12 protein-coding genes are annotated in these 11,386 nt (G+C 74.6%); 5 read left to right on the forward strand and 7 right to left on the reverse strand.

Going from position 1 to position 11,386, the window contains the following annotated elements; genetic code table 11:
* Positions 1-61: 61 nt before the first annotated feature.
* From ACWCSD_RS36510 to ACWCSD_RS36530, 5 genes are read right to left on the reverse strand one after another with little or no spacing between them, the layout of a single operon-like run.
* Positions 62-1,495 (reverse strand): S41 family peptidase, encoded by a 1,434-nt coding sequence (locus tag ACWCSD_RS36510; RefSeq protein ID WP_449921843.1) that lies wholly within the window; start codon positions 1,493-1,495, stop codon positions 62-64.
* Positions 1,492-2,562, reverse strand: coding sequence for an ABC transporter permease (locus ACWCSD_RS36515; RefSeq protein ID WP_397157660.1), 1,071 nt, complete (start codon positions 2,560-2,562; stop codon positions 1,492-1,494). Before ACWCSD_RS36515 ends, ACWCSD_RS36510 begins: the two co-directional genes overlap by 4 nt.
* Positions 2,559-3,446: an ABC transporter ATP-binding protein gene (locus ACWCSD_RS36520; RefSeq protein ID WP_449921846.1), complete on the reverse strand. Its 888-nt coding sequence runs from the start codon at positions 3,444-3,446 to the stop codon at positions 2,559-2,561. Before ACWCSD_RS36520 ends, ACWCSD_RS36515 begins: the two co-directional genes overlap by 4 nt.
* On the reverse strand, positions 3,443-3,847 hold the full coding sequence (locus ACWCSD_RS36525; RefSeq protein WP_352324416.1) for a GntR family transcriptional regulator: 405 nt from the start codon (positions 3,845-3,847) through the stop codon (positions 3,443-3,445). Before ACWCSD_RS36525 ends, ACWCSD_RS36520 begins: the two co-directional genes overlap by 4 nt.
* A gap of 55 nt (positions 3,848-3,902) precedes the next feature.
* Complete coding sequence (locus ACWCSD_RS36530; protein WP_449921848.1) at positions 3,903-4,448, reverse strand: class I SAM-dependent methyltransferase; 546 nt, start codon at positions 4,446-4,448, stop codon at positions 3,903-3,905.
* Between the two features lie 99 nt (positions 4,449-4,547).
* Here ACWCSD_RS36530 and ACWCSD_RS36535 point away from each other — a divergent pair, with 99 nt between their 5' ends.
* Genes ACWCSD_RS36535 through ACWCSD_RS36545 form a run of 3 tightly spaced genes read left to right on the forward strand, consistent with a single transcriptional unit; the run spans position 4,548 to position 6,154 of the window.
* Positions 4,548-4,937, forward strand: a complete 390-nt coding sequence (locus tag ACWCSD_RS36535; RefSeq protein ID WP_352330754.1) for a hypothetical protein — start codon at positions 4,548-4,550, stop codon at positions 4,935-4,937.
* Between the two features lies 1 nt (position 4,938).
* Positions 4,939-5,535: a TetR/AcrR family transcriptional regulator gene (locus tag ACWCSD_RS36540; protein ID WP_358297399.1), complete on the forward strand. Its 597-nt coding sequence runs from the start codon at positions 4,939-4,941 to the stop codon at positions 5,533-5,535.
* Between the two features lie 25 nt (positions 5,536-5,560).
* Positions 5,561-6,154 (forward strand): GNAT family N-acetyltransferase, encoded by a 594-nt coding sequence (locus tag ACWCSD_RS36545; protein WP_449921851.1) that lies wholly within the window; start codon positions 5,561-5,563, stop codon positions 6,152-6,154.
* Here the strand turns inward: ACWCSD_RS36545 and ACWCSD_RS36550 are convergent.
* On the reverse strand, positions 6,099-6,995 hold the full coding sequence (locus ACWCSD_RS36550; protein ID WP_397157650.1) for a polysaccharide deacetylase family protein: 897 nt from the start codon (positions 6,993-6,995) through the stop codon (positions 6,099-6,101). The two genes, ACWCSD_RS36545 and ACWCSD_RS36550, sit on opposite strands and share 56 nt — an antisense overlap.
* A 74-nt stretch (positions 6,996-7,069) precedes the next feature.
* Entirely contained in the window at positions 7,070-7,987 is a 918-nt protein-coding gene (locus ACWCSD_RS36555; protein ID WP_449921853.1) for a sigma-70 family RNA polymerase sigma factor, read from the reverse strand.
* Positions 7,988-8,105: 118 nt separating this feature from the next.
* On the opposite strand from ACWCSD_RS36555, the gene ACWCSD_RS36560 reads away from it, so the two are divergent.
* Positions 8,106-9,392 (forward strand): cytochrome P450, encoded by a 1,287-nt coding sequence (locus tag ACWCSD_RS36560; protein WP_449921855.1) that lies wholly within the window; start codon positions 8,106-8,108, stop codon positions 9,390-9,392.
* 105 nt (positions 9,393-9,497) lie between these two features.
* Positions 9,498-11,309 carry a CocE/NonD family hydrolase gene (locus tag ACWCSD_RS36565; RefSeq protein ID WP_449921857.1) on the forward strand — a complete coding sequence of 604 codons (1,812 nt, stop codon included), beginning with the start codon at positions 9,498-9,500 and terminating at the stop codon, positions 11,307-11,309.
* Positions 11,310-11,386 lie beyond the last annotated feature (77 nt).

Here is an 11,386-nt window from a genome sequence, read left to right on the forward strand (position 1 = left end):
ATCGGCTTCGGTACGACGGCATGGCTCATGAGATGGTCCGTCCTCGTCGGCACGGGAATCGTCAGGGGTGCAGCAGGTTCAGCGCCGCGGCCAGGGCCGGGTCGCGCCCGGCGGCGGCGTCGCGCGGGGTCAGCGGCACGTGCACGTCGGGCGGCACGCCGACCCGGTCGATCACCTCGCGTCCCGGCGCCAGGTGATGCCTGGACGGGAACGCGAGAACGGTGTTGTCGCCCAGCGCGTACGGCTGCGCCGGCCCCGACACCGCCCCGGCCGTCCGCGTCCCGACCAGCCGGCCGAGCCGCAGGTCCTTGACGGCGGCGCTGAAGTGCTCGCACGCCGAGGCGCACCCCCGGTCGGTCAGCACCACCAGCGGCAGCCCGACCAGCGGGACGGTGTCGTCGGTCCGCATGGTCTCGCACGAGCCGTCCGCGGCGCACTGGTAGGCGGTCACCGCGCCGTGCGCGAAGCCGCCCAGCAGGCGGTTCACCTCCTCGGGGCTGCCGCCGCCGTTGCCGCGCAGGTCCAGCACGATCCCGGCGAGCGTCCTGCCGGTCCGCAGCCTGGCGATCGCCCGCAGCACCCGGTCGGCGGAGTCGGGCGCGAAGCCGCTCATCCGCACGCGGGCGACGTCCCCGGCGAGCAGGCCGGCCGCCACGACCGGCAGGGTGTCCGGATCGGGCTGGAACAGGCGGGGCTTCAGCGTCACGGTGCGGCGGCGGCCGGTGTCGGGACGCAGCAGCCGCAGCCGGACCGGGGCGGCCTGCGGGTAGCGCGGGTGGAGCGCGGCGACGACGGCCGGGGTGACCTGCGTGCCGACGAAGGGCGCCGAGCCGTCGACCGACTCGACGACGTCGCCGGGGCGCACTCCGGCGGCCCGCGCCGGTCCGCCGGGCACGGCGGTCACGAACAGCGGCGGCAGCGCCGTCCCGGGGGCGTCGGCCGGGCGGGCGCTGGCCGTGAGGCCCAGGCCGTACTGGTCGCCGTCGTAGGCTTCGGGCGGGCGTGGCCTGCCGTGCTCCCAGCGGGCGTGGTCGTCGCCGAGCGCGGCCACGATCGCCTCCAGCGTGGCGGCGGCCAGCCGGGCGCGCAGGGCGTCGTCGCGCGGCAGCCGGTCGGCGACCCGCCGGTAGGCCGCCTCGAACGCGGCCCAGTCGGCCGTCCTGTCGCCGGTCAGCGCCGGCATCGTGGCCTCGGGCAGGTCGCGGCCGGCCCGGTTGAGTTCCGTGACGAAGGCGGCGAACCCGGCGGTGAGCAGCGTCCGGTGGTCCAGGGTGGCGGCGCCGTAGTAGCGGGCGAGGACGCACCGGTACGCCTGCCCCACCACGTCGATCGTGGTCGGCCGTTCCGCGACGGGGGGAGCGCCGCCCTTCGGCGGCGCGCACACGGCCGGGGCGGCCGCCGCCGCGCCGCCGGGCCGGGCGCGCGGCGGCGTCTGCCCGGCGCAGGCCGTCGCCAGGACCAGGACGAGCCCCGCCGCCAGCGTCCCGCCCCTCATGACAGCCTCCTTCTGAGCCGGTCGAAGCAGAACGCCGTCAGGCCGAGGGCGAGCAGGGCATAGAGCCCGGTCTCGATCCACTGGAACGGCCAGAAGCGCTCGAAGGGCTGGTACACCGCCCGCTGCCGGTACCCCAGCCGGTTGACCTCGGCCAGGCACGTGCTCATGGCGCCCTCGCCCTGTTCCCGCATCGCGGACGGCCCGCAGGGCCCCGAGGTCAGGGACACCGGGATGAGGACCCCGTCGCCCTGGTCGCCGAGCACGCGCCCGGAGCCGTCCACGAGCCGGCCGGACAGCACCCATGCCCCCGGACGGCCGGGGATCGCCGGGGCCAGCGTCACGTGCGCACCGGCGCCGCCGACGTCGCCGCCGGGCACCAGGAAGTCGTCGACGTTGTCGTGGCCGAGCTCGAACGACGCGCTGACCGGCGGCAGCAGGTGGGGCCTGACCAGCAGCGGCACGGCGATCTGCAGCGCGGCGAAGACGGCCAGCGTGATCGCCATCGCCGGCAGCGTACGGCGGACCAGCAGACCGACGGTCACGCCCAGGACGAACGCGAAGGCCGCGTACCCCATCGGGACGATCCCGCGCGCCCCGAACACCAGCGGGTCCATCAGCCCGAACCCCGGCGCGGCGGACCTGTCCAGCGGGCCGGACCACCAGGTCACCACGAGGCTGCACAGCCCGGCGGCGGCCACCGCGGCCAGCCCGAGGAGCCCGAGCTTGACGGCCAGCCACCGGCCGCGGGTGATGCTCTGGTTCCACACCAGCAGGTGGGTGCCGCTCTCCAGCTCGCGGGTGATCAGCGGCGCCCCCCAGAAGAGCCCGACCAGGGCCGGCAGGACCAGCACGACGGCCGTGGCGGCCAGGAAGGGGCCCTGGTGCTCGTCGAAGAACCGGTCGAAGAAGCGCGCGCAGTCGCCGTCGGCGGCGCAGTCGGCGACGCCGGCGGAGTAGTCGCCGGCCAGCTCCGGCCCGGTCACGGCCAGGACGGCGGCGAGCACGGCGAGCGTCCCGGCAGTCATCGCGGCGGCGGCGCGGAACTGGCGCCAGGTCAGCCAGATCATCGCTGGACCTCCAGGGCGAGCGGGGGGACGGCGGCCGGCCGTTCCATGTAGGCCAGCACCAGGTCCTCCAAGCTGAGCGGGGTGACCGTCCAGGCGGGGTCGTGGATCGGCGCGTCCGTGCGGACGATCAGGGTGCTCTGCCGGTCGGTGTGGCGCGCGGAGATCACCTGCTGCTCGCCGGGGAGCCGGCCGGGGTCGCGGCGCGGCCCGGAGAGCCGGTGGTGGGTGGCCAGCAGCTCCTCGACCTCGCCGGCGACCCGCACCCGCGAGTCGGCCAGCACGACCACGTAGTCGCAGGTGCGTTCGAGATCGGCGACCAGGTGGGAGGAGAGCACCACGCTCAGCTCCTGCTCGGCGACGGCCTCCATCAGGCCCTGGAGGAACTCGCGGCGGGCCAGCGGGTCGAGCGCGGCGACCGGCTCGTCCAGGAGCAGCAGCTCGGGCCGCTTGGCCAGGCCCATGGTGAGCGCGAGCTGGGCGCGCTGGCCGCCCGACAACCTGCCCGCCCGCTGCCCGGGGTCGAGCCCCAGCCGCCGGACGCGGTCATCGGCGAGCGCGGCGTCCCAGCCGGGGTTGAGCCGCGCGCCCAGGCGCAGGTGCTCGGCCACGCTCAGCCCGGCGTAGACGGGGGCGTCCTGGGCGACGAACCCGATCCTGGCCTGCTGTCCCGGCGCGTCCGGCGGGTTCCCGCCGAGCACCGTGATGCTGCCCTCGGACGGCCTCAGCTGACCGCCGGCCAGCTTCAGCAGCGTGGTCTTGCCGACCCCGTTGGGGCCGACCAGCCCGACGACGTGACCGGCCGGCACGTCGAGCGCGCAGTCGCGCAGGGCCCAGCGCCTGCCGTACCTCCTGCCGAGCCCCTGGGCGGTCAGGACGCCGCTCATGCCGTGTCCCGCCGCGCCGCGGCCCGGAAGGTGCTCATGAACAGCGCCTCGATGCTCTCGTCGTCGAGCCCGGCCAGGCGGGCCTTGGCCAGCCAGCGGCGCAGGTCCTGGCGGAGCGGCCCGTGCGCGGCCAGGGAGGCGTCGGCCAGCGTCCTGGTGACGAACGTGCCGACCCCCGGCCGGGCCGCCGCCAGCCCCTCGTGCTCCAGCTCGCGGTAGGCCTTCAGCACGGTGTTGGGATTGATCGCCAGCGCGGCGACGACCTCCTTGACCGTGGGCAGCCGGTCGCCCTCGCGCAGCAGGCCCAGGCGCAGCGCGTGCCGCACCTGCTGGACCAGCTGCAGGTACGGCGACACGCCGGACCGGGCGTCCAGATAGAAGTCGATCAACCCTTCCTCCATTTATCTAGGCTCCTAGTACTATGAACCTTTGGAGATCAAGGGCGTGTAAGGAAACTCAGCCGGGCCGGTGGGCGACGGTCAGCCCGGCCTCGGCGAACTCGGCGGCCACCTCGTCCGGGTGGTGGAAGTAGGCGGTGAATCCGCGCCTGGGGGAGAGCGTGACGCCGTCCGCCGCGGCGGCATGGGCCGCCTCCCGTTGCCGTTCCTCCAGGTAGGTGCCGAGGTTGACGGTGTCGAGCACGGCCGCGTACCGGTCGGCCAGGTGGTAGAGCGGGCCCAGCAGCAGGACGGCGTCCGCGCCGCCGTCGGGCACGGGCAGCCGCCGCGCGTCGCCGACCCGGGCGCGCAGCCCCGGCACCCTCGCCGCCCGCTCCACGTGCAGCGGCACGGGGTCCAGCAGGTCCACCTCGTAGCCGTCGGCCAGCAGCCATTCGGCGTGCACGCCGGTGCCGCCGCCCACGTCGAGGACCCGGGCGGGGGGCGGCGGCAGCGTGCGGCGCAGCACGTCCCGGGTGCGCCAGAACTCCAGCCGGCCGCGCCCCTCGCGCAGCCGGTCGTGCTCCAGATCCTGTGCGTAGTAGGCGAGCACCTCGCGGGTCACGTCATGATCGATCGTGGCCGCCCCGCCCGGCCGGCGGCAACGAGTTTTCCCCGGCGGATCCCCGCGCAGTTTTTTATCCGGGCGTGTAAATTTATCCTCATGGATAACAATCAGGTCTGGCGGCTCGTCCGGATCCTCTTCGCCGCCGTGCTGCTCCTGTCGATCGCCACGCTCGGCGTGGCCGCCGTCGTCGGCGGCAACTGGGTGGTGTGGCTGCGCGCCGCCGCCGTCGCCGCCGCCTCCGCCTGGCTCGTCTCCCTCGCCGGGCAGGCCGCCCGCGGCAGGCGGGCCGCCTACGTGCGCATCCGGTTCGTCTCCGTCGCCGCGCCCATCGGCGTGGTGCTCATCCTCCTCGCGCCGGACAGCGGCTACCCGCTGTGGATGAAGGCCGAGCAGGCCGTGGTCGGCGTCCTGGTCGCCGCCGTCGCGGTCGTCGTCAACCGCCGTGCCGTGCGTGCGGCGTTCCCGAAGCGTGGCAAGCTGGGCTGACATGGAGAGCTCCGGAACCCGTCAGGCGGCCACCGAGGCCCGCAAGGCCCAGATCGCCTCGGCCGCGATCGCCGTGCTCGCCGAGCGGGGTTACCCGGAGACCACGTTCGAGGCCATCTGCCACCATGCCGGGCTCAGCAGCAAGAGGCTGATCTCCTACCACTTCTCCACCAAGGAGCAGCTCTTCGAGGCCGTCGTCCGGCAGGTCGTCTCCGACGCGGCCGCCTTCATGCGGCCGGCGATCGAGGCCGCGTCCGGAGCCCGCGCCCAGCTGGAGGCGTTCATCAGGGCGAACATCGCCTTCATCGCCGCCCATCCGGCCCACGTGCGCGCGGTCCAGCAGATCGCGTTCAACCGCGCGCCCGTGGGGGGCGGCGAGCGGGACGCCGCCATCGCCAGGCTGGTCGCCCTGTTCGACGACGGCCAGCGCAGCGGCGCGTTCCGGACGTTCGACAGCGTCCTGATGGCCACGTCCCTGCGCGCCGGCATCGACGCGGTGGCCGACCGGGTCGCCGGCGGCCTCGACCCCGACCACTGCGCCGACGAGCTCGCCGAACTCTTCGACCGCGCCACCGCGAGGACACCCCGCCCGTCCTGACCGGCCGTCGGGCATCATGGTCGGCATGCCGGTCCTCGTCGATCCCACGCCCGGGTTGCGGGCGTCGTTCCTGGAGGCGGTGGCCGAGTTCCGGGCCGACCGTGACTTCCCGCTCCCGTGGTTCGTCCAGGACGTCGATCCCGCGGCGCTGACCGATCCGGCGGCCTTCGCGGCCTACGTCCGGCGGCTGCTGGGCGAGCGCACCCAGGCGGGCGTGCGCGCGGGGTTCGTGCCGATGACCACGCTGTGGTGGGCCGACGGCGACCGGTTCCTCGGCAGGCTGGCCGTCCGCCACCGGCTCACCCCGGAGCTGGAGCGGCTCGGCGGCCACATCGGCTACGACGTGCGCCCGGGCGCCCGCCGTCTGGGCCACGCGACGGCGATGCTGGCCGCGGCGCTGCCGATCGCCCGGCGGCTGGGCGTCGACCCCGCCCTGGTCATGTGCGACCGGACGAACATCGCCTCCCGGCGGGTCATCCAGGCCAACGGCGGCCGGCTCCTCGACCTCACCGAGCGCAAACGCCGCTACCTGGTGCCCACCGGGCCCGGACAGCGGCCCGAGGTCACGGGCGTTCGCCGCGCTGCGCGGCCCGCAGGTCCAGCCAGCCGATCAGCTTGACGTCCTCGGCGTCCAGGACCTCCCGGACGTCGGGGTCGGTGAACAGGGCCAGCTCCCAGCCGCGCTTGGCGGCGCCCGGCATGATGGCGCGCAGCTCGTCGGTGTCCTCGAAGGGATGGATGTAGATCTCCGTCACGCCCGGCCGCAGCGAGCGCAGCAGCCCGATCATGTCCTTCTTGAGCGAGTCGTAGTCCTCGCCGTCGGACTGCTGGAAGGGCAGCGACCACAGGCGGTCGAGGATGACCACCCCGGCCTCGTCGGCCATCGCGGCCAGGGCCCGCGCCACGGGCTCCAGCTCCTCCGGCGCGCCGGTCCCCTCCAGCGAGCGGGGCAGGCGGAAGGGCAGGCCGAACTCGGCGCACACCGGCAGGACGACGTCCAGGAAGTGGCGGCCGGTGGCCAGGCCGTACAGGCTGCCCATGTGGTTGTCGGCGTGCGAGGGGTCCAGGCCGAGCGCGACGGCCTTGCGGATCTGGTTGACGATCTCGACGCGGACCTCTTCGGGGTCGGCGGACCGTTCGAAGGAGGCGCAGTCGCGGAAGAAGCAGCCGGTCTCGTCCACCAGCGTGGGGACGGGCCGGTCGCGGGTGACCGGGCCCCAGCGGTACCCCTCCCACTCGCTGGTCAGCGTCAGGTGCACCCCGACGTCGAAACCGGCGGCCTCGGCGGCGGCCTGCGGCGCCCACGGGCAGGGCGTCATCACCGTGGCCGAGCTGATCGCCCCGGCCCGCAGGAGGGAGGTGATGCCGAGGTTGGCCGACCGGCTCATGCCGTAGTCGTCGGCGTTGACGATGAGCAGCCGGTCGTCGGGGGCGTGGCCGAGCCGGGAGGCGAGCGTCATCAGCGAACCCTTCGTCGGTGGCGGCCGGTGGACGACCCCGCGCGACCGATCGTGCAGCACCGCGGCGACCTTCGTCAATCACCGTCCGGCGATCGGCGCTCCAGGGGCATGAGGTCGAGGACGGCCAGCCGGTCGGGGTCGGCCAGGATGTCGATCGCGGCGATCCGGCCGTCGCTGACGGTGAAGCTCATGACCGAGTACAGCCTGCCCTCGACGGTGTTGACCAGGCCCGCCAGACCGTTGACGAGCGCCGGACGGGCCACCGCGCCGATGGGCGAGCGGCGGAAGGCGACCGCCTGACCGGCCACGTCCGCGGCGCCGCGGACGACCTTCATGCCGCCGGTGAGCAGGCCGCGGTCGGCGCGCAGCACCACGTCCGGATCGAGGACGGCCAGCAGCGCGCCGAAGTCGCCCTCGCGGGCCGCGGCCAGGAACGCCTCCACCACCCGCCGCTGACCGGCGAGGTCGGGATCGGGGGTCGGGGCCGCGCCGCGCACCCGCTGACGCGCCCGGCTGGCCAGCTTCTTGGCCGCCACCGGCGTGCGCTCCACGATGGGCGCGATCTGCTCGAACGGCAGGCCGAACATGTCGTGCAGCACGAACGCCAGCCGCTCGGCCGGTGCCAACGACTCCAGCACGACCAGCAGCGCCAGGCCCACCGAGTCGGCCAGCAGCGCCTCCTGCTCGGGGCCCGCGGCCGGGTCGGCGGTCTCCGCTCGTCCGACCACCGGGTCCGGCAGCCGCGCCTCCAGCGGCTCCTCCCGCAGGGCCTTGCGGGCGCGCAGGACGTCCAGGCAGACCCGGCTCACCACGGTGGTCAGCCAGGCGCCCAGGTTGTCGATGTCGCCCGAGTCCGAGCGCGCCAGCCGCAGCCACGCCTCCTGGACCGCGTCCTCGGCCTCGGTCAGCGAGCCGAGCATGCGGTAGGCGACCGCCTTCAGACGGGGACGATGCCCCTCGAACCGGTCAGCCAGTAGGTCATGGGGAGTCATGGCGACATTTCCTCTCAAAGTGGCGTGCTCATTCTGCTGACGCGGCGGATCGGAGAAAGGTGACCGCGGCCGGTCCGGGACACTTGCCGGGCGGGCGCGTCCGCGAGACGGTGGCCGGATGCGTGACATCCCCGGCCCTCCTCCCGCGGCGGACGGCGGGCTGAGCGCCGTCGCGGCCGCCGGCGGCCTGCACACCTACCAGCTGCGGCTGCACGAGCGGTACGGCCCGCTGGTGCGCTTCCAGCTCCCCGGCGCGCCGGCCGCGATCTCGGTGGCCGACCCCGTGCTGCTGGAGGCCACGGCCGCGATCGACGCACGCCCCGACGAGCTCTTCGCGTTCCTGGCGCCCCTGTGCGAGGCCGGGAACCTGCAGACGCTCCCCGCCGACGAGCACGGCCCCTTCCGCCGGGTCCTGCTCTCGGTGCTCGCCGGCCGCCGCTCGCACGAGGCACACTTCGCCGGCTTCGTCACCCTGGCCACCGAGCTGGCCGACCGCTGGGAGCGCCGCGCCGCCGACGGCCCGGTGGCGCTCCAGCAGGACCTGAGCGAGCTGTCCCTGCGCATGATCGCCCAGTACGCCCTGGGCGGCGGCCTCGCCGACCCGGCGCGGGTGGTGAGCGCGTTCGAGACCGTGCTGACCGTCCACCTGGGCCGCCGCTACGAGCGCGACGACGACCGCGCGCGCGGTGACCGGGCGCTGGCGTACCTGCGCGAGGTCGTGGACGGGGTGCTGGCCCGCGGCGGCAGCGAGCTGGTCGCCGCCCTGGCGCGCGCGGACATGTCGCCCGCCCGGATCAGGGACACCGTACTCATGATCATGCTCGCCGCCCACCACACCACCGGCGTGGCCGTCTCCTGGACCCTGCACCTGCTCGCGCGCAACCCAGGCCCGGCCGCGCGGGTGGCCGCCGAGCTGGACGACGTGCTGGGCGACCGCGCCGCCCCCGAGTACGCCGACCTGCGGCGCCTGCCGTACCTGGAGATGGCGCTCAAGGAGTCGATGCGGCTCTACCCGCCCGGCCCGTACGGCGCCCGCGAGACCACCGAGGACCTCACCCTGGACGGCCACCACGTCCCGGCCGGCACCACGATCTTCTACCCCTTCTGGGCCGTGCACCTCGACCCCCGCCACTGGCCGGACCCGCACGCCTTCCGGCCCGACCGCTTCACCCCCGAGGAGCAGGCCGCCCGCCACCGCTACGCCTACCTCCCCTTCGGCCTCGGGCCGCGCGGCTGCGAGGGCGCGAGCCTGGCCATGGTCGAGGCCGAGCTGGTGCTCGCCGTGCTGCTCAGCAGGTTCGCCTTCGAGCCGGTCGAGGACCATCCCGTGACGCCCGTCGAACGTTTCGTGCTGTGGGCCGAGCACGACATCCGCATGCGCCTGACCCGCCGCCTCCCCCGCTGACGTCCCGGACGGGTGTGGCGGGGCTTGCCTGGGCGTGCCCGCTGGCATATGAGTGATGCACGCTCGTTCGGACGCCGCCGGCACACCTATGCACGGGGAGAGTCGATGAACATCCGCGGGAAGGCGACGGCCACTGTGGCGGCCGGCGTCCTGGTCACGATCACCACCCTCGCCGCGGGCGGCCCGCCCGCCTCGGCCCGGACCACGGCCGGGACCACGGCCTCGGGGGTGACGCACGAGGAGAACCCCCGCGTCCCCGCGGGCGCCGCGTGGTCGGAGGCGTACTTCCCCTCCGCCGACGGCAGCGGCGTCGAGCTGCACGCCGACGTGCTGCGCCCGGCGCACCTGCCGGCCGGCGCGCGGACGCCGGTGATCGTCTCGGTCGGCCCCTACTTCGCCCACGCCGGGCAGACCGGCCCGGAGGGATGGGACCAGGTCGGGCCGTCGGCGCGGTTCCGCGACTTCGTGGACGGCGCCGGGCTGATGGCCCGCGGCTACACCTTCGTGATGGTCGACCTGCGCGGCTTCGGCGGCAGCACCGGTTGCCTCGACTGGGTCGGGCCGGGCGAGCAGGCCGACGTGCGGGCCGCCGTCGAGTGGTCGGCGGCCCAGCCCTGGTCGACCGGCAAGGTCGGCATGTACGGCAAGTCGTACGACGCGGTCACCGGCCTGGTCGGCAACAACCTCAGGCTGCCGAGCCTGAAGGCGGTCGTCGCCCAGGAGCCGGTCTGGAACATGTACAACTACCTGTTCAGCAACAAGGTCCCGCGGCCCAACGTCACGGGCACGCCGGAGGCGTACAACTCGATCGCGACGATGGCGCCGATGGCCGGCGACAGCGACCGGTACAAGGCGAACGCCCAGTACGAGACCGCCCACCCCGCCTGCCTGTCCGACAACATCACCAACAACAACGATCCCGACCTGCGCTCGGCGTACTGGCGGGCGCGCAATCTGGCCGACCGGGCGGCCGGCACCAGCACGCCGCTGCTGGTCACCCAGGGCTTCATCGAGCCCAACACCAAGCCCGAGGACATGGAGGTCTACCTGGACAACCACCGCGGGCGCGAACGCGGCTGGCTCGGCCAGTGGGAGCATGTGCGCGGCAACGACACCGACGCCCAGGGCCGGCTGCTGCAGGGACGGGCCGGCTGGTTCGACGAGGTGATGCGGTTCTACGACCAGTACCTGCGCGGCGTGCGACCCTCGGCGGTCGACCCGGCGTACGCGATCGAGGACAGTCTCGGCGGGTGGCGCGCCCAGCCGACCTGGCCGGTGGTCACGACGTCGTACGAGGCCCGGCTGTCGGCCGGCGCGTACCTGGACGACGGCGGCGGCGCCGCGGCGACGGCGACCACCGCCCCCTCCGGCCGCTGGGACATGGAGCACGCGCCGCCGCTCGAACCGCTCTCCACCGCCGAGAAGAGCTCGGCCAGGCAGAGCGCGGCCGCCTCGGGCAGCTTCTGGACCTGGTCCACGCCCGCCGCCGAGCGGCTCAGGCTCACCGGCACGCCGCGGATCAGGCTCGACGCGAGCACGAACGGCAACGTCATGGTCCGCCTGTGGGACGTCGCCCCCGACGGCAGGGCGACGATGTTCGACGAGAACGTGGCGCTGCTGGAGCGCCGCGGCCCGGTCGCGTTCGACCTGAAGTCGGCCGACTGGACCTTCGAGCCGGGCCACCGGCTGGGCGTGCAGATCGGCACCATCGAGTCCAACGGCTGGCTGGACGTGCCCTCGGGCAACACGATCAAGGTCTCCGGGGCGCGGCTGAGCCTGGACCTGCTGGCCACGCGGCACGACGTGCCCACCCAGGGTGACCGCTCGCCGTACCTGGACCGGTACCTCGCGGCCTACACCGCCACGCTCGGCGGCGTCGGCCCCGGCACCTTCCCGCTGCGGCTGTCCCGCCGCTGACCCGCTCGTCCCCGGCCCGTCCCCGGCCCGTCGCACGCCCGATCCGCCGGGCCGGGAGACGGGCCGGGGAACGTCAG

It is taken from the genome of Nonomuraea sp. NPDC001684, from assembly GCF_053596515.1.

Coding starts and splice junctions, on each gene's coding strand:
- ACWCSD_RS36510 (WP_449921843.1), bottom strand. CDS start 1,495: ATGAGGGGCGGGACGCTGGCGGCGGGGCTCGTCCTGGTCCTGGCGACG.
- ACWCSD_RS36515 (WP_397157660.1), bottom strand. CDS start 2,562: ATGATCTGGCTGACCTGGCGCCAGTTCCGCGCCGCCGCCGCGATGACT.
- ACWCSD_RS36520 (WP_449921846.1), bottom strand. CDS start 3,446: ATGAGCGGCGTCCTGACCGCCCAGGGGCTCGGCAGGAGGTACGGCAGG.
- ACWCSD_RS36525 (WP_352324416.1), bottom strand. CDS start 3,847: ATGGAGGAAGGGTTGATCGACTTCTATCTGGACGCCCGGTCCGGCGTG.
- ACWCSD_RS36535 (WP_352330754.1), top strand. CDS start 4,548: ATGGATAACAATCAGGTCTGGCGGCTCGTCCGGATCCTCTTCGCCGCC.
- ACWCSD_RS36540 (WP_358297399.1), top strand. CDS start 4,939: ATGGAGAGCTCCGGAACCCGTCAGGCGGCCACCGAGGCCCGCAAGGCC.
- ACWCSD_RS36545 (WP_449921851.1), top strand. CDS start 5,561: ATGCCGGTCCTCGTCGATCCCACGCCCGGGTTGCGGGCGTCGTTCCTG.
- ACWCSD_RS36550 (WP_397157650.1), bottom strand. CDS start 6,995: ATGACGCTCGCCTCCCGGCTCGGCCACGCCCCCGACGACCGGCTGCTC.
- ACWCSD_RS36555 (WP_449921853.1), bottom strand. CDS start 7,987: ATGACTCCCCATGACCTACTGGCTGACCGGTTCGAGGGGCATCGTCCC.
- ACWCSD_RS36560 (WP_449921855.1), top strand. CDS start 8,106: ATGCGTGACATCCCCGGCCCTCCTCCCGCGGCGGACGGCGGGCTGAGC.
- ACWCSD_RS36565 (WP_449921857.1), top strand. CDS start 9,498: ATGAACATCCGCGGGAAGGCGACGGCCACTGTGGCGGCCGGCGTCCTG.